The organism is Pseudaquabacterium pictum (assembly GCF_005403045.1).
GTDB classification, from domain to species: domain Bacteria; phylum Pseudomonadota; class Gammaproteobacteria; order Burkholderiales; family Burkholderiaceae_C; genus Pseudaquabacterium; species Pseudaquabacterium pictum.
The window spans coordinates 59,008-74,941 of the sequence record NZ_BJCL01000017.1; the positions used below are offsets into that span (position 1 = coordinate 59,008).

Sequence of the window (15,934 nt, forward strand, 5' to 3'; positions counted from 1 at the left end):
ATTACGCGAAAGACATGACCAAGTCGGAACTGGAAGCAAACGCCGAGGCCGTCAGATTGGATCGGCTTCGATCCCTGCAGGTCCTGGACAGTGAGCCAGAGGTCATCTTCGACCAGGCGACCCGACTGGCGGCCGATCTCTGCCTTGTCCCCTTCGCGTTGATCAGCCTGATCGACAAAGACCGCCAGTGGTTCAAGTCGAACATCGGCCTCAGCGGCAACTCAGAAACCGCGCGCGTCCTGGCGTTCTGCTCGGAGACCTGCCGCAGCGATGATCTGCTTGAAATCGCAGATGCATCGAAGGAGCCAAGGTTCTCCACAAATCCTATGGTCACTGGTGAGCCGCACATCCGCTTCTATGCAGGCTCGCCGATCGTCATGCCGGGTGGCGAGCGTGTCGGCACCTTGTGCGTGATGGACCGCGTGGCGAGGCAGCTCGTCGAGGGTCAGCGAACAGCATTGACCGGCCTGAGCCGGATGGTCGCGACGGCCCTTCTGGAGCGCGAGCGCCGACTCAAGCTCGTCGGCGACCTGGCTCGCACCGAAGCGACGTACCGTACGATCGTCGAGGGGCAATCCGAACTGGTGTCGCTCGCGGACGAAGTCGGTACTCTGACCTACGTGAACGGCGCCTATGCCGAGTTCTTCGGCCTGCAGCCGGAGTCCATGGTCGGTCGGAATTTGTTCGAGTTTGTGGCCGAGAACGACCGCGAGTCGGTGGCCTCGCATATGCGGCGCGTTCTTTCGGAGGGCGTCGGGGAGAGTGTGGCCAACCGAATGGTGTGCGCACGGGGCGAGGAACGGTGGGTCGCTTGGACCAATCGGGTGGTCCCTGCTCAGGAAGGCCTGGGTCGAGCCATCCACTCGGTCGGTAGAGACGTCACCCGGCAGAAGCTCACCGAAGAGGCACTGGAGCAGTCCGAACGGCGAACCCGGCTGCTGTACGAGTCGACGCCGGCCATGCTGCACTCCATTGACCCAAAGGGGCGCCTGGTCAACGTCAGCGATGTCTGGCTCAGGACACTGGGCTACGAACGTGCTGAGGTCATTGGGCGGCCCGTGGTGGAACTCCTCACGCCGGACTCACAGCGGCGCGCCCTTGAGGAGGAGCTTCCCGGTTTCTTCAGAAGTGGTTCGTGCGACAACGTGCCGTATCAGATGGTGAGTAAGGACGGAAAGGTGCTCGACGTGCTGTTGTCAGCCGTCCTGGAACGCGACGCGGATGGGGAACCGCTGCGATCACTTGCCGTCGTGAGGGACGTCAGCGAACTCAGGACCACTGCGGCGCAACTACGCGAGTCGAACCATGTCCTGCAATTGGTGCTCGACAGCGTGCCGGCACGTATCAGTTACTGGAATGCTGCCAGCCGGAACCAGCTTGCCAATCGCGCTTTCCTGGAAGGGTACGGCGTCACCCAGGCAGAAATCACAGGAAGACACGCGAAAGACGTACTGGGCGCCGACTGGTACCAACGCATACAGGCACCGATTGAGCGCGGCCTGGCGGGACATGCCGGTCATGTCGAAGTGTCGTTCGTGACACCCAACGGGCTCCGCCGTGACGTTGACATGCACTTCACGCCCGACCTGCGTGAGGGTCAGGTCCATGGCCTGTTTGTCTTCGCGCTGGATGTCACCGCTCGGCGCGAGGCCGAACGCGGCTTGGCTGATCGCGAGAAGCGGTTCAAGCTGCTGATCGACGGTGTGCGGGACTACGCCATCTACATGCTCGACGCGGAAGGCCGCATCGCCACCTGGAGCGCCGGCGCCGAACGAACAAAGGGGTTTCGTGCGGCCGATGTGGTCGGCAAGCATTTCAGGATGCTCTTCACCCCGGAGGACATTGCCGCGGAGAAGCCTGAGCAAGAGCTCGCCGAGGCGGCCATCGAGGGGCGGTTCGAAGCTGAAGATTGGCGCATCCGCGCTGACGGGCGCAGGTTCTGGGCAGGCATCACCTTGAGCGCGATTCGGAACGACAGAGGCCACCTGGTCGGGTACGCGAAGATCACCCGCGACCTGACCGAGCAGATGAAGCAGAAGCTCGTCCTGGAGCGCGCCGTCGAGCTGGCGCCCTGCGCGATGCTGATGGTCGACGCCTCCGGCACCATCCTGATGGTCAACGCGCAGACCGAAAGCACTTTCGGCTACGCGCGCGACGACCTGCTTGGCCAGCCACTTGAGAAGCTGATCCCCACGCGGTGGCGTGATCAGCACGAGCGCCTGCGGGCAGGCTTCCTGGCGCATGCCACGGTGCGAACGATGGGCGCGGGGCTGGAGTTGCGGGCGATGCGAAGCAATGGTGAGGAGTTCCCCGTCGAGATTGGCCTGAGCCCGATCGAATCGGCCGACGGGATCACCACGCTGGCGGCCATTTTCGACATCACCGAACGACGCCGGCAGCAGGCCTTGATCGAACAAGCACTGGCGGAGAAGGAGACGCTGCTCAAGGAGGTCTACCACCGGGTCAAGAACAACCTGCAGGTCGTGCAGAGCCTCCTGAGCCTGCAGAGCCAGACCTTGCCCGACGGCGCGGCTCGGGAGGCCGTGGACGACAGCGCGCAACGGGTGCGTGCCATGGCGCTCGTGCACGAAAAGTTATACCAGTCGGGGAACCTGTCCGCCGTATCACTGCAGGTCTATGTGAAGGACCTGGTTGACCAGATCGCCGAGGCACTTGGCACTGATCGGCGCAAAGTAAGGCTCCATCTGGACATCGCCGATGTCCAGACCGGACTCGACAACGCGGTACCGTTCGGATTGCTGCTGACCGAGCTGATAACGAACTGTCTCAAGCACGCGTTCGAAGGCCGGCAGAGCGGCGACATTTGGGTGCGCCTGAGTCGAGAGGCCGACGGCGACCATCTGACCGTCTCCGACAATGGTGTCGGCCTCCCTACCGGCTTCAACTCAGCAGCGCAGTCGACATCGATGGGATTGCAACTGGCCGATGGCTTGGCTCACCAACTGGGTGGGCAGCTTCGCGCGCATACAGCGAACGGCGCAGTGCTGAGTGCGCGCCTATCCCGGCTTTGAAATGGCAATGTTGTTGCCCACGCAGCCGGTTGGTTGGTAGTCAACGGATGGCGCACGGCGCTTCGCGCCCGGATGTAGCGTCGAGGCCACGCGCCTTCCTATCAGAAGCCGGCTCACTCGTGACCTACAGCTGAGGCGGCCTACACGGACAAGCAGCCGGACGCCACCAGACCTGGCCTCAAGGTTACCGAGGTGAATGACTGGCCCCGATGAGCCGGGCCAAGGCTTGGCCGTCGATTGGCTTCTGGAGGAACCCATCGAAGGGCCAGCTCTGCCCAACAGCCTGGTTTTCGGCCGCGCTGATGAGGATCAGCATCGCCGAGGCGTTCTGCCCAGCGCCCTGACGGATTTCAGTCGCGAGAGCCAGGCCATCCGTGTCCGGCATCTCCAGGTCGATCAGCACAACGTCGAAGTGCGTGTTGGCAATCAGCGGACGGGCTTCGCTAGCAGACGCAGCCGTGCGGCATGCGTGGCCCAGTCGGCGCGTCACATCGCTCAGCGAATCTCGCACGTCGGACAGGTCATCCACGACCAACACACTGAGCGCCTCTCGTCGTTCCGCGACGTCGTCTTCGGACGCGACGCGGGCTGCCGGTCTCGCCGGGATGGTCACCGTGAAAGTTGTGCCCTGCCCTTCTGCCTCCGAGGCGTCTCGGGATTGCACTTCAAGGCCACCACCAAGCTGCTGCAGCACGTCGCGGATCACGAAGAGGCCGATCCCCGTGCCGTCGTCACTCAAGGCGAAGGGTACGGCTGCACTCTTCAGCCGCTCCACTGCAACTGGCGGCAAACCTGGCCCAGTGTCATGGACGATGAAGCGAACCAGACCACCGGCTGTCGACTCCGAGGCGCCCGCAGCACTTGCTGAACGCGCGAACGGCTCAACGCGAACCCGAACACGGCCGGCACTCGTGTAGCGCACGGAGTTCTCGACGAGGTTGCGCAAGACCTGCGCAATGCGAATCGGATCAGCGCTGACCGTCAGCGGCGACAGTGGAATATCGACCTCGAACGCAAGCCCCTTGGCAAGAGCCGCCTCTTCCAAGCCGACGCAGACATCTTGAACCAGTTCGCCCATATCGAACGTCTCGGCCTGCGTGGGCAGCTGTGCTGCATCACCGCGCGCGATGGTGAGAAGGTCACGCAGTTGTCCCTGCAGGACCGTCACCGCATGTCTGATGCGGCGAATCGCTGCAATGGTGTCTGGCTGGCGGTCCTTCATGGCCAGGAACTCCGCCGAGGCGACGATGCTTTGCAAAGGCGAACGAACCTCGTGGTTCACCATGCTCAGGAACTTGCGCTTGGAGGCATTGGCTTGCTCCATGGCCTCGACTGCCCGCTTTCGATCGTGTGCCGCAGCCCGGTAGCGACGCCGTGACCGGATCGCATAGAACAGCCAGAGCGCTAGCGCGAACCAGCAGAACGAAAAACCACCCCAGGCCCACCAGATGCGCCTGCTCAGCGTCTTGGTCATGTCTTCCTTGGCCGTGATCTCGGCCAGGCGCACGTCGCTGGCCAGCTGGCTCAGAAGCTCTTCGTCGCCTGCGGCCTGGAACAAGCCAAGCACCGCGATGGCGTCAGCCTGACCAAACGGGTGCCTTTCAAGGATCGGCCCGACACGGCCCTGCAGCTCGGCGACGCGGTGCGTCGCTTCGGCATAGCCGGGAACACCATTGAGGAGGCTCTTGATCTCGGAGGGCTCGCTGAGGATGCTGACCCTTGAGGCAACCACGGCTGCGCGCCGGCTCAGTTCCTGGGCGTTCACCGTCTCGCCGGCCGCAACAGCACGCAGTTCCTGCTTCAGCCTGTGGTGCGCGATCTGGTACTGGGCAACGGACCAGTAGAAGCCTTCGTTCGGCACGGCATTGGCCGCGCGGGAAAGAGTCAGTTGCTGGCTGAGCAGAGCCGTCGTGGCCGCGATGGCGGACAGCACCACCAACACCACCAGGGGCCACCAGCCAATCCCCCTCGCAGACGGCCGATCGCCCGATCGCCGATCAAGCCGCTCGGGTTCGACGGAAAGATGCGCCGCGCCCCGGCGCTCCGCCTCTTCACTCAACCGCCCGCTTCGATCCTGTCGACTTGCCAGATGAACCTCGATTCCGCTATGGGACCCCGCAGCGCGGCCGGATTCTGGTCGCGAGGGTAGATTGTCCACAACGGGCCCCAGCGCTTGTTGCTCAAGCGCCGACCATCCTGGCTGTGCGCCAGGATCACGCCGTAGCGGACGAGATCGTCCCAGGGGATAGGGGCGGAGTAGTCATCGAGGGTCTTGAGCACCAGCATGCCGGACGTGACGCCGGCAGCACGCATGACATCGAGCAGCAGAGGCCCGGCAAACACCGAGGTCGGCGTCCACGGTGTGCCTGTCGTGATGCTGGTCGTACCCAGCTTCAGAAACTCGGCTTCGGTGAAATCGAAGGTGTCCGTTGCGTCGTTGTTGATCCGACCGATGCGGCCACTCACGGTGAGGAGCACCTTGGGTTGAGGCGCCGATGCCATGCTCGGAAGGGCGGCAAGGGCCATCGAACCGAGCAGCGCTCTACGTTTCATGTATTTCCCTGGGGTATGGCGAGTTGAGATCAACCCGTTCTACCCCCTGCGAGGGCTCGATCCCGCCGGGCGGCGTAACACTTTGCGCGCATGGTCGCTGCCCACTTCGACGACAAATCGGCCTGCGAGCCGCCCAGGCTATGCAATACCAAAGTGAGCGGTAAATGCCGGCCACACTTCTTTACGCCAAATGTCGTCGAGCGCGGCGATCACGCGAGGGGCCGGGTACCGGTAGAACCCGATCCAGTCGCTCACCGGCATGCCTCGATCGAAGGCCTCCACGACGAGCAAACCGAAGGGACTGACGGGAGAAACCGCGCCGAAGTTGAGCGGTCGCGTTCGCCGACCTTGCAGGACCAGGTCCAGGATGTCCAACGTCGGCACGGCAGGGTGCGACGCGCGAACCTTCAACGCATCGTCGATGACTGCTGCCGCGACAGGATCTACATCGCGAGACGGAACGACTTGGGCGGCTGGCTTGTTGGGCATGGCGACAGCACTTTACCCACGGGCGCATGCCTGACGCAACGGCCGACAACAACGCCGACGACCCGGCATTGACGTGCGCCGCGGTGCGGCGATAGATCGCTCAGCTGGGAAGCTTCGCGCGTGTCGTTGATGGGGTGGTGAGCCGGCCTGTGCGTTCGGTCGCTCGGGGTGGCTGATCTGCCTGTCGTTCCGCCTCTTTCCGACGCATAGCGGCATCCAGTCACGCCCCAAGGGTGAAGGCTTGCGCCCACGGTCCTCACCCGGTCTCTGCGCTGCGCTTCGAGCTGCGGCTTGTGGTCGTGCCCTTGTGTCCTGCCTGGCTTCCGCTGTTCATGCGTCGAGGCGAAACCGACGGGCAGATTTCCAACCACCACACGAGGCCACCAGCATGAACGCACAGTCCAACCACCCCAGCACTGACACCACCGATCCGCAGTTCCTCGGCCCCGAGGCTGGCCAACGGGCAGGGGGTCAAAGCCACAGGCAGAACGAGCTGGATGCCCACGGCTCGGAGCTGCATCGCTACTTCTCAGTTGCGCGCGGTGCCTTGATCTCGGTGAGGTCGAACGGCGTAACTCTCTGTCGTCAGGTCGATGACGAGTGGAAAGTGCTGTCGCGCAAGAAGGGCGACGTACCGCTCGCGCAATGGGTGGTCAACAAGCAGGCCGCGCTCAGCGACCTGGCCCGCTGGCAACTCGATGTTGACGAGCTGCCCAGCATGCAGGACCTGATGGCATGGAACGAAGACGGCATCTGCGAAACGCCGACAGGCCACCGTGTCGAGCCCGATGGCACCGGGCCGGATGGCGTGCCCTCCTGGCTTCGCGCACTGCGGTTGATCTGACCCACATGGCCGCTATGAGCACCGCAATGATGGACACATGCTGCGTGGCCGGCGAACGCCGGTTTGTGGTCGAGGCCGGCAACGCCGATCCGGCGACCCAGCACTAACACGAGCACGACGAGCTGATTGATCGCGAGCTGCACTCATGCCGCACCGCCGCCAATCTGGCCGCGCGCGCCTTCTTGCATCGAGGGCTTTGGGTCGAGGTCTACGACGACGAAACCAAAGAACTGCTGGCCGGACCTTTCGACCCGGACCAGCCAGCGCCCTCATACATCGTCTGACCAACCAGAGGCACCATGACCGACATCCTGTATCCAACGAAGACCCGGCGCTTCATGTCAGAGGTGGCAGGTGTGCGCAGGTATCACCGCGATCCAGCACGAGCGACGGCGGCTGCACGCGGTGGCGTCTTGTGGGTCGCGGTATGCAAGGGCTGGAGCTGCAACCCGGACCGCGTAGCCAACTTCATCGCCATCGTCAGCGGACAAGGACGGGAGTCGTGATCGAGGACGGGTTGTCTGGCAGCACCGCTCTCTTCTGGGCTCCGCCCCGAGGGCGCGGGCCCATGCCCCGCAGCTGGAGGCGCTGGGCCTTTGGGCAAGACGGCAAGCACGCCGGTCTCGCAGACGGAAGCGCAGCGTTTGTTCTTGTCTTGCACTGCATCAACACCTACAAAAGCGGCTGCTCGGCAAGCGAAGCGCGTCAGGCCGTAGGCGAAGGCCGGGGAGCGGTGGTCACAGGCACGTACCTCGCAGAGGCCATCCACAGGCTCGCCCTGTGGGTGGGTGGCTTGTCCACGGTGGGCGCGATATGCACGCTGCGACAGCATTCAATGGAGAAGTACGGATGAACTACCAAGACAAGCCGATGCCCCTCGAATCGCTTCCGGAGAACTGCAGCGCCTTCAATGATTGCGAGGTGTTGCCGTGGCGGATGTTCCGGGCCGATGCTGCAGCAGTCTTGCAGCGGGCGCGAAGCCTTCGCGCGCGAGGACAGGCAATGATCAGCGTCGAGTCGGTCGGGCGCTACCGACGTTCGACCTTCAACACCTTGATACTTCAGACGAGGCGGTGTTGATCGCAGGCACTGGCCTTCGGCAAGCGCCTGGCCTGCGACGTGTCGCGTCAGGTCAACTGAGTCTCTTGGGGGCGCCGGTTCAATGCCGCGAAGACGGGCGCAAGATCGGACACCATCGCGTTGTCGCTGCGTTCGTCAATTTCCATGTCGCAGATGCGGCCGTTGAGGCGATTGCCCAGCGCCGCGGCGAAGCCCGCTGCACGGTCCGGTGGCAACGCGGCCACCAGTTCGACCATGATGTCCCTGAGCACATCGAGGCGCATGGTGACTGCGCGAAGTTCGGCTGCTTTCATGGTGAGGCCTTGACCGTTCGTTGCTGACTGCACGAATGCTCAGCGATGTCCTGCTCACAGGCCATCACCCGATACGGGCCCCCGCACGAACGGGTGATAGGCACCCCCAAAAAGGGGCACCCGTCGCCGCTGCGCCTGGCTCAGCTCTTTGCCAGCAGTTCCTCGGGTGTCTTGCCTGAAGCCAAAGCAGCCTTGAACCATGCCGGCCGCTTGCCCATGCCACCCCATGTGTTGCCTTGATCGTCCTTGAACTTCACCGTCCTCGCCGCTGGCTTTGGTCCGGCCTTCTTGCGCCGTTTGCTGGCCGGCTTGTCGCCGCCAGCTGCAGGCAACTTCGCAATCTTGCGGGCACCCGTTGCGAGACCAAGGTCGGCAGCCGTCAGGCCGTAGTGCGAGATCGCGTCCTTGATCTTGGCGACGACCTCCGAGACCTCCTTCTTACGCAGTGCATCGGCCTGCGCCTGCAGCGCAGCAATCTGCGCGTTCAATGCGGCAAGTGTCGGTCCGCTCCTCTTGGTTGCCATGTGCCAGCTTTCGGGTTGGGGAGAATGCCGCACAGGATAGGGCAGCTGCGCTCAGCAACGTAGCTTCCCGGGAAGCGGGCGCTCGTGGGTACCTGCAGCCGGCCACAACCGGTCGGTCGCCCCGTGCGCCCAGTCGTGGCCTTGGCGAGTCGCTGAACGACAGGTTCGCGGCGACGAGTCTGGGCCTGTCTCTGGCTTGACCCGGCCAAGAGCCGTCCTTCGCGACGGACAGCTTCGCTTCCCCGCGCCTTTCGCGGCCTGTTAGGTGATGGGCGTCGTCCAGTAGGGGCTTCCGCTGCGAAGCAGACGCAGCCTGTCTACTTGGCGCTGAGATTGAGTGCGACCAATCCGAACACGATGCAGCCTAGACCAGCAATGCGCAATGCCGAGCTTGCTTCCCCGAACCAGATCATGCCCAGCAGCGCCGTGAGTGCAGTCCCGACGCCAGCCCACACTGCGTAGGCAAGTCCCATTTCAAGCTGCTTGACAGCGACGGACATGAGCCAGATGGCGCAGGAATAACAGGCTACGACGGCAGCGGATGGCCAAAACTTCGTAAAGCTGGCTGCGTATCGCAGAGCCAGGGTGCCGAGAACCTCAGCCAGGACGCTTGCAGCCAGGACCAGCCACGAGAACTTCTGGGAATCCATGAGGAAGTACCTCTCCCGACTTGGCGCCTGTACCGGGCGCGGTCGCGAGACGGCGAAGAGAGCGGTACCTCACTACTCTGGTAGGAATCCTAGCAAGCAATCCACCCTGTTTCTGACGGTCGAGCAAGACTGAAGGCTGCGCCGAGCGGTAGCTCTGCAGCTAGAACCGCCTTCCACATTCGTGCCTGCCGACCGCCGGGATTCGGGCAGACTGTTTCGTATGGCCTCCGCCTGCTGTGGTCAAGTCAAGCCTGCGGGAAACCAAGGGAGCAGCCGTTCAACCCCTGCTGCAGCGGCTGTCGGCTGCCTGATATTGCGGCGAACAGAAGGTCTCGGCCATGTGCAGCATTTCACCGGCGTCCGCTCTCGGTCGCGGCACGACGTCAGCACCCGAGTGCCTCAGTTATTGCCAGCGAATCTATGGACTCGATGCTGCATCGCTGACCGTGCCGCACGCTGACCGCTCAAGCGTCGAGCACCGGGTTTGGCGCGTATTTGTCACCCACCCTCTCGCGCAGCGGATGCGTGTCGTAAACGATGTGCATGCTGTCGATGCGGTCTTTGCCCGGCCGAAACCCGAACACGTCCACGCACGTGAAGTCGACCAGCCTCCCATCGCTCAGCGTCCAGTCGTATCGGAAATAGGCTGCCACGCGCACGGTGTCGTCCGAGGGCTCTACGGACGCGAACAAGTCGATCAGCGTGATCACGCTCTGGCTCGACGCCTGGGCGAGCTTGGGAAAGAAGTCCCGCGCCTTCATCGTGCCGAGAAACGGGGAGTGCACAACGCCGTCCTCCTCAAAAGTGGAAATCAGCCCCGTCGTGTCGCTCGCGTTCAGGTGCCGCAGGTAGGTGCGCACCGTATCCAATTGAAGTTGACTCATATCAGGGCTCCCGTTCAGTTCGACGATGAATCGTTCCAGAAGCCGCGCCTGTCGACAAGCGGCGTATCTGAAAATCCATTAGAGTTGTTTATGAATCTACGCTACCTGAACTACCTCACGCTGGTCGTCGAGCACGGCAGCTTCGCTGCCGCGGCGCTTGCTGGAGGCGTGTCGCAGCCTGCAATTAGCCACGGCATGAGGCAGCTCCAGCAACAGTTCGACACGCCGCTGTTCGTTCGGTCGGGGCGCAAGCTGATACCCACCGAGGCCGCGTTGCGAGCGGCGCTCCGAAGCAAGGATCTTGCCGAGCGGATGGACGCACTTGCCGCGACGGGCGCGATCCCGGCCCATCGCGACACGCTGCGCGTCGGGGTGACGCCATCCGCCGCCTTGGTCTGGGGCCCGGCCTTGCACGCTGCTTGGTGCCAAGGCCACCCGCGTCGGCGTCTCGACATGGCGAGCGCTGACGAAGGGCGCATGCTTGCCAGCTTGCAAGGCGGCCAACTCGACCTGGTGATTTCACCGCGGCCTCGTGGCTACCGTGCCACCGGCTTGGCTTGCGAACCGCTGTACCAACTTACGCCGCTCGCTTACGCCCGCCGCGCTCACCCCTTGGTCATGGCGCAATCACTGATGGAACTGCAAGCAGCCTCTTGGGCCATCGTCGGGCCCAGCGTCAGCGGGCCCGTGGACGTGCTGCACGAAGCCTTTGCTGTCCGGCGGATGAGGCCGCCACGCGTCGCCGCATCGTGTCCCGACTACTCCAGCCTTCTCCATCTGCTGGTTCACAGCGATATGCTTGGTGTTCTCCCTCACCCGATCTTGCTGGACGGAGCGCTGAAGGGACAGGTCGCGCCCCTGCATCTGCGCGAGGCCCTTCCGCGCTACGAGATGCATCTGTTCACGCCGATACGGCAGCGCCGTGCCCTGGGCCCTGCCGTCGCCGTGTTGAGGCAAAAGGCCGCTTTGATCTCCGAGGGTTCGGGACATGCGCTGGCTTCTGCCGAGAGACCGGTCTGAGCCGATCCAGCACGGCCAATGAAGTTTTGCAACGGGTCGACCACCGCCGGCCGCGGACGGGAGGTATTCGGTGGCCGAAGTTGTGGGTCAGCTTTCCGGCATTGCGATCGCGCGCCTGATCGGCGCTGGCCGAACCGTAGCAGACGAACAGCCCTTTGCCGTTACGATCGTCCGTATGAGCGAGCATGCAAGTATCCAGGTGCGCTGTGCCGACCATGTAGGCTTCGCGGTCGCCTCCCTCGATGAGGCGCTTCGGTTTTGGCTTGATGGGCTTGGGGCGCGGCTCGTGCGCACGGGCGAGATGGGGGGCGAGTTCCTCGGCCAAGTGACGGGTGCGCATGGGGCGGAGGTCCGCACCGCAATCGTGTCGCTGGCAGATCAGACGATCGAACTCCTGGAGTATCGGGGCGTAGATCGGCCAAGCGCACCGGCCAAGCCGTTCGACCCGGGCTTCGCGCATCTCGCCCTCGTGGTCAATGACATCGACGCGGTCTTGGCGCGGATCGCCATCTATGGCTGGAAGGCACAAGGCACGCCTCAGCCGATCGCGGGTGGCGTGCGGGCTGGAACACGGGTGATCTACGTCGTTGGCCCTGACGGCGCGACCATCGAGTTCATGCAGCCGCCGAACGCTGTTCGCGCGCGCTGATCCTGCCGTCAAGTTCTAAGTGCGCTTCTGGCCGGGTCCCGGTGGCCACGAACGGCTGCTTCGCGGAAGCGGATCCCGATGGAGGTCGTTCCAGGGGTAGGGCAGCTTTGGAGAAGTCCGGCCGGCCCCTTTGGGTCGTTTCCAGCTGTCCAGATTTCGCGCCACGCTGCCGGAAACCGGTCACACGCCGACCCGTCGAATAGCTTGCGCTATCTCTTCCAGAAAGCATCTACAGCCTTCATTCGACGGCGCTTCTCGGTCGTGACGTAGACCGTCGTGGTGGCCAGCGATGCATGCCCGAGGTTCTGCTGCGCGATCTCGATGGGCATTCCGCTAGCGATTGCATGGCTCGCGTGCGAGTGCCGCATCCAGTGCGTGCTGGCCTTGGTGAATTGCGCCGCGCCTCGCGCGTCACCCTGCCCTCGCAGCACCCCGGCGCAGTCCTCGAAGAACCTCTTGATCTGGTCGTAGAACGTCGTCGCGGCGATGCCTTGGCTCGGGTCGATCACCTGCCCAGTGCTCAGCCCCGGCGCGCGCTCCGCGGCATCGCTCGCCTTGCCGAGTAAGAACGCCCCTTGGTTACCGATGTCCTCCGGGTCGGCATCAAGCCCCCGCGAAACCAGGTACCTGGCCAGCTCGCTCACGACATCGGCCGGCAGCGGCACTTCACGTTCCTTCTGCCCCTTGCCGATCACCCGCAGCAACCAGCCTTCCATGGGCTGATCGTCCGAGGCATCCGCCGGGTACTCAACCCACTGCAGGTCATCGACTGTTGCGGCCACCACTTCCGACAACCGCAGCCCGGTCGCATAGAGCAGGTGCAACCCAAAAGTCAGCCGCTGATTCGCCGAGGTCGCCGGCAGCATCTTCAGCTGCCCCTCGATGAACTGCCACTGTGCCAGGCTAAAGCTCCGCCCAGCATTCACTTTCGGCCCCGAGGTCCGCGGCACACCGACCGCCGACCACGGGTTGCCCATCAAGTAGTTCTGGTCGACGAGGAAGCCATAGAGGTTCTTCAGGATCGTCACCGCATGCCGCTGCGCCGACGCCGACAGCGGCCCCTCGAACGGTCGCCACAGCGGCGACCAGCGCTCACGCCCGCGGTCGCCACACCAGCGGCTGCGCGGCTGCGGGTCGGCTAGGAATTCCCGATACTCGATGCAGTCCTCGTTGCTCATCGAGGACAAGGCCTTCCCCTTGTGCGTGATCGCCCAGAGCAGGAAGCGCTCGGCTTCCTTGCGGTAGGCGCGCTGGGTGTTCGACAGCGCCTGCAGCCAGTCAATACCCTGCTCGACGCCGGTGTCCCGCTGGCGCCGGCGCGCCTTGAGGTGCGCCTTCTGCTCGGGGGTGAGGCCGTGCTTGGAGCGCAGCCAGGCGAGGATGGCCTGGTAGTCGTTGGTGGCCTTCAGCAGGCACTGCGCCTGCGGGCGCCGGTACAGGCCTTGACTGCCGTCGAGCTCGGCCGGCACGATGAACTTCTCAAGCGGTCGGATGTCGGTCGCCGGTAGGACCACGGCCTGCAACTCCTGCGCGTAGAGCTTGCTGCGCGGCATCGCCACATGGCGGCCGAGCTGCAGCGCGATGCTGTCCTGATGCTCGCGAAGCCACTCGACGATGCGCAGGGCCTTGCCCTCCCCCATCGCCTTGATGCCGGCGTGCCACCGCCGTCCGACGCCGTTGATGCGCTCAACCAGCTGCGCGAGTGTGAAGATGTCGGCGGCTTCGAGATGGCTGGCGAGCGTCGGGTTCAACCAGGCGGCGACGGAGTCGCCGGCCTTCGGCGACTGGGCGACCAGGCTTTCGAGCCAGCGCAGCGCTTCGAGCTGGCGCGCGATCAGTCGGGCGCGCCGGCGCAGCCGCTGCGTCGCGCGGCCGTACTCGGCTTCGTAGGCGGCGATCTGGTCGGCCTGACGCTCGTCTTCGAGTCCATGCGCTTCGGCGAAGGCTTCGAGGCTGGGCAGTTCGAGCGACGGGTCGGCGATGCGGGTGGCGTCGATGCGCACCAGGCGCGCGGTGCCGAAGCGGTCTTCGCGCTTCGCGGCTGCGGCGAACTCGTCGCGGATCCAGGCGATGGTGGCGCGCACGGTGCGCTGGTCAGTGGCCTCGCCTTCGACGCGGAAGTAGCGCTCCCAGCTTTCTCGGGGATCGAGGCCCTGAACCACCGAGCGCATGAACGCGAAGTGGCCGACATGCAGCTTGCGCTTCCGTGCGGCGCTGACCGGCGCAAGGCTGCGCGTCGGCGTTCTGGTGGAGGTCCCGAACAGTGGTGCCGGGGCACGAGCGCCCTGCCCTGCCCGTGCGGCCTTCGGCCGCGTCGGGCTCGGGCTGGCCAGCGCCTTGTCGTCGCGCGCGTTCATTGCGCGAGCCGCGACAACGCGGCGGCCAGGTTGATGCGGGCTTGGGCTTCGAGCGGCTCGACCGCGTGCTCGCCGTAGTACAGCTGCGGCCGATCGAGGAAGCTCTGCAGGACCTGCGCCCTCGCCTCCTGATAGCGGAAGCCGGGTACCCACGCGTACTCCTTGCGCACGTCCTGGTCGTAGCGTTCGAAGCGTTCGGCCGGACTGCCGAGGATGGAGAGGTCGATGTCGACGAGCAGCTGAGCGTCGGGGCTCGACCCCAGCGCGGCCGACGCGTCGTGCTGCGTAGCCATCACCAGATCGTGGACGCGCTGCGCGGTGTCGCTGTCGGCGCCGGCGCGCACAAGCGACCGGGCCGCCCACGCGGCGCTGTTCAGTTCGTTGCTTCCCGACACGGGCGCCGGCGGGTCGTAGATGGCGTCGTGGAACCAGAGCGCGATCGCGACCTCGCCGGCGCGCGGGCTGTGCTCGCGCCACCTCGTCCACAGCGCCAGGCACTCGCGCAGGTGCCGTTGATCGTGATAGTGCCGCTGCGGCTCGGACCAGGCCGTCATCAGTTCGGCCTGCAGGCCCGCTGGAGCCGGCCGGCCGAGCGCCGACCAGGCCGCAGCCCACGTCGCGCCGAGCGCGGCGTCGTCAAGCGGGTCCGGGTAGGTGTCAGTCACCGAGGTGGCCAGCGGTCACTGCGCCTCGGGCCACTTCAGGCCCCACTGCTCGATCACCGCCCTCACCCGCCGGTCGCCATCCGGCACCAGGCTGTGCAGATCGGACTGGCCCCGGCGCAGCGCGTCGATGCACAGCAGCATGTCGTCGCTGATCGCTTCATCGACCGCGCGCAGCTCGAACAGATCGAAGGGGAAGGCCTCGCCGTTGTAGGTCGCGGCGATGAACAGTGCGACGCGCCGGACCTGGCCGGAGTCGCGGGTTTCGGCGAGCTGCAGCAGCCGCTGGAAGGCGTGGCCGCCCTTCGCGGTGGCCTCGCCCTTGCGCAGCACCATGCGCTGCATGTCGTCGTTGATGTCGAGCGGACCGGCCACGGCAGTTCTCCTTACGGATCAAGCACTTGGCCGATTGTCTCCCGGAGAAGGTCGATTTGTCACCTGTTTCTGAGCATAATGATAAGGATACTTATCATGTATTGCATTGCTGTCGACGCTGGACAGCTTCGGGCTGTCGGAAGGCCTTCTCGCCCAGACAATTGACCCCAGCCGGCCGGGAATGGCTTCAAGAGCTTAATCAGGTCCAGGCGGCCGGATGCCTCTGCCGGCAACGAGGCCAGCTTGCGCTGACTGATCGTGAGGCGTACGGGTCAACTCAATTGCTTTCTGCACTGGCGGCTCGCCGATCAGGTTGGCAGAGACATCGGCCGCAGCCCGGTTGGATGGTCTGCCCGCCAGGCTGCCCGCCAGGCTGCGCGCCCAGTGCGGCAGGCCCTGCTGATCCTGCTGGATGGCGTCTGCCAGCGGTTTGGCCCGGCGCTCTTGCAATTTCAGCCGGGACAGTAGCTGGGGCAGCCACTTCGGGTGGCAGCTTGACCGGCTATGCCGCGCGCGATGCGC

General features: G+C 64.7%; 16 protein-coding genes. 6 read left to right on the top strand and 10 right to left on the bottom strand.

Translation table 11 applies throughout. The annotated features are described in order from the left end of the window. Window positions 1-14 precede the first annotated feature (14 nt). Window positions 15-3,032 (top strand): PAS domain S-box protein, encoded by a 3,018-nt coding sequence (locus FFT10_RS23000; protein ID WP_137735223.1) that lies wholly within the window; start codon window positions 15-17, stop codon window positions 3,030-3,032. Between the two features lie 184 nt (window positions 3,033-3,216). Here FFT10_RS23000 and FFT10_RS23005 read toward each other — a convergent pair whose 3' ends face one another. The 3 genes from FFT10_RS23005 to FFT10_RS23015 all read right to left on the bottom strand — a co-directional run bounded on the left by FFT10_RS23005 (window position 3,217) and on the right by FFT10_RS23015 (window position 6,074). Beyond that, window positions 3,217-5,091: a hybrid sensor histidine kinase/response regulator gene (locus FFT10_RS23005; protein WP_137735224.1), complete on the bottom strand. Its 1,875-nt coding sequence runs from the start codon at window positions 5,089-5,091 to the stop codon at window positions 3,217-3,219. Next, window positions 5,088-5,558: a putative pterin-binding protein gene (locus FFT10_RS23010; RefSeq protein ID WP_162520896.1), complete on the bottom strand. Its 471-nt coding sequence runs from the start codon at window positions 5,556-5,558 to the stop codon at window positions 5,088-5,090. The genes FFT10_RS23005 and FFT10_RS23010 overlap by 4 nt, the downstream gene beginning before the upstream one ends. A 165-nt stretch (window positions 5,559-5,723) precedes the next feature. Next, window positions 5,724-6,074 carry a hypothetical protein gene (locus FFT10_RS23015; RefSeq protein WP_137735226.1) on the bottom strand — a complete coding sequence of 117 codons (351 nt, stop codon included), beginning with the start codon at window positions 6,072-6,074 and terminating at the stop codon, window positions 5,724-5,726. Between the two features lie 388 nt (window positions 6,075-6,462). Between FFT10_RS23015 and FFT10_RS23020 the strand changes: the two genes are divergently transcribed. The 3 genes from FFT10_RS23020 (at window position 6,463) to FFT10_RS23030 (ending at window position 7,998) form a co-directional block, all read left to right on the top strand. Further along, window positions 6,463-6,918, top strand: a complete 456-nt coding sequence (locus FFT10_RS23020; RefSeq protein WP_228027262.1) for a hypothetical protein — start codon at window positions 6,463-6,465, stop codon at window positions 6,916-6,918. 299 nt (window positions 6,919-7,217) lie between these two features. Beyond that, window positions 7,218-7,424 (top strand): hypothetical protein, encoded by a 207-nt coding sequence (locus FFT10_RS23025; protein WP_137735227.1) that lies wholly within the window; start codon window positions 7,218-7,220, stop codon window positions 7,422-7,424. A 343-nt stretch (window positions 7,425-7,767) separates the two neighbouring features. Beyond that, window positions 7,768-7,998 carry a hypothetical protein gene (locus tag FFT10_RS23030; protein ID WP_137735228.1) on the top strand — a complete coding sequence of 77 codons (231 nt, stop codon included), beginning with the start codon at window positions 7,768-7,770 and terminating at the stop codon, window positions 7,996-7,998. A gap of 47 nt (window positions 7,999-8,045) precedes the next feature. Here FFT10_RS23030 and FFT10_RS23035 read toward each other — a convergent pair whose 3' ends face one another. From FFT10_RS23035 to FFT10_RS23050, 4 genes are all read right to left on the bottom strand, one after another. Continuing rightward, the gene (locus FFT10_RS23035; protein ID WP_137735229.1) at window positions 8,046-8,291 is read right to left on the bottom strand and encodes a hypothetical protein; all 246 of its coding nucleotides are present in this window, start codon (window positions 8,289-8,291) and stop codon (window positions 8,046-8,048) included. A 140-nt stretch (window positions 8,292-8,431) separates the two neighbouring features. Beyond that, window positions 8,432-8,815, bottom strand: a complete 384-nt coding sequence (locus tag FFT10_RS23040) for an H-NS histone family protein (protein ID WP_137735230.1) — start codon at window positions 8,813-8,815, stop codon at window positions 8,432-8,434. Between the two features lie 317 nt (window positions 8,816-9,132). Next, complete coding sequence (locus FFT10_RS23045; RefSeq protein WP_137735231.1) at window positions 9,133-9,465, bottom strand: DMT family transporter; 333 nt, start codon at window positions 9,463-9,465, stop codon at window positions 9,133-9,135. A 464-nt stretch (window positions 9,466-9,929) separates the two neighbouring features. Further along, window positions 9,930-10,349, bottom strand: a complete 420-nt coding sequence (locus tag FFT10_RS23050; RefSeq protein ID WP_137735232.1) for a nuclear transport factor 2 family protein — start codon at window positions 10,347-10,349, stop codon at window positions 9,930-9,932. On the opposite strand from FFT10_RS23050, the gene FFT10_RS23055 reads away from it, so the two are divergent. Both FFT10_RS23055 and FFT10_RS23060 read left to right on the top strand, forming a co-directional pair. Next, window positions 10,335-11,369: a LysR family transcriptional regulator gene (locus FFT10_RS23055; RefSeq protein ID WP_306446634.1), complete on the top strand. Its 1,035-nt coding sequence runs from the start codon at window positions 10,335-10,337 to the stop codon at window positions 11,367-11,369. The genes FFT10_RS23050 and FFT10_RS23055 overlap by 15 nt on opposite strands. Window positions 11,370-11,439: 70 nt before the next feature. Continuing rightward, window positions 11,440-12,018 (top strand): VOC family protein, encoded by a 579-nt coding sequence (locus tag FFT10_RS23060; RefSeq protein WP_228027263.1) that lies wholly within the window; start codon window positions 11,440-11,442, stop codon window positions 12,016-12,018. 209 nt (window positions 12,019-12,227) lie between these two features. On the opposite strand, the gene FFT10_RS23065 is transcribed toward FFT10_RS23060, so the two are convergent. From FFT10_RS23065 to FFT10_RS23075, 3 genes are read right to left on the bottom strand one after another with little or no spacing between them, the layout of a single operon-like run. Further along, complete coding sequence (locus FFT10_RS23065; RefSeq protein WP_228027264.1) at window positions 12,228-14,375, bottom strand: site-specific integrase; 2,148 nt, start codon at window positions 14,373-14,375, stop codon at window positions 12,228-12,230. Next, window positions 14,372-15,040 (bottom strand): HD domain-containing protein, encoded by a 669-nt coding sequence (locus FFT10_RS23070; RefSeq protein WP_137735233.1) that lies wholly within the window; start codon window positions 15,038-15,040, stop codon window positions 14,372-14,374. The genes FFT10_RS23065 and FFT10_RS23070 overlap by 4 nt, the downstream gene beginning before the upstream one ends. 15 nt (window positions 15,041-15,055) lie before the next feature. After that, complete coding sequence (locus FFT10_RS23075; protein WP_228027265.1) at window positions 15,056-15,412, bottom strand: DUF7673 family protein; 357 nt, start codon at window positions 15,410-15,412, stop codon at window positions 15,056-15,058. Window positions 15,413-15,934: the final 522 nt, after the last annotated feature.

Excerpts from the sequence above, each read along its gene's own strand:
- FFT10_RS23000 (WP_137735223.1), top strand. The coding sequence starts at position 15 with ATGACCAAGTCGGAACTGGAAGCAAACGCCGAGGCCGTCAGATTGGAT.
- FFT10_RS23010 (WP_162520896.1), bottom strand. The coding sequence starts at position 5,558 with ATGGCCCTTGCCGCCCTTCCGAGCATGGCATCGGCGCCTCAACCCAAG.
- FFT10_RS23015 (WP_137735226.1), bottom strand. The coding sequence starts at position 6,074 with ATGCCCAACAAGCCAGCCGCCCAAGTCGTTCCGTCTCGCGATGTAGAT.
- FFT10_RS23020 (WP_228027262.1), top strand. The coding sequence starts at position 6,463 with ATGAACGCACAGTCCAACCACCCCAGCACTGACACCACCGATCCGCAG.
- FFT10_RS23025 (WP_137735227.1), top strand. The coding sequence starts at position 7,218 with ATGACCGACATCCTGTATCCAACGAAGACCCGGCGCTTCATGTCAGAG.
- FFT10_RS23030 (WP_137735228.1), top strand. The coding sequence starts at position 7,768 with ATGAACTACCAAGACAAGCCGATGCCCCTCGAATCGCTTCCGGAGAAC.
- FFT10_RS23035 (WP_137735229.1), bottom strand. The coding sequence starts at position 8,291 with ATGAAAGCAGCCGAACTTCGCGCAGTCACCATGCGCCTCGATGTGCTC.
- FFT10_RS23040 (WP_137735230.1), bottom strand. The coding sequence starts at position 8,815 with ATGGCAACCAAGAGGAGCGGACCGACACTTGCCGCATTGAACGCGCAG.
- FFT10_RS23045 (WP_137735231.1), bottom strand. The coding sequence starts at position 9,465 with ATGGATTCCCAGAAGTTCTCGTGGCTGGTCCTGGCTGCAAGCGTCCTG.
- FFT10_RS23050 (WP_137735232.1), bottom strand. The coding sequence starts at position 10,349 with ATGAGTCAACTTCAATTGGATACGGTGCGCACCTACCTGCGGCACCTG.
- FFT10_RS23065 (WP_228027264.1), bottom strand. The coding sequence starts at position 14,375 with ATGAACGCGCGCGACGACAAGGCGCTGGCCAGCCCGAGCCCGACGCGG.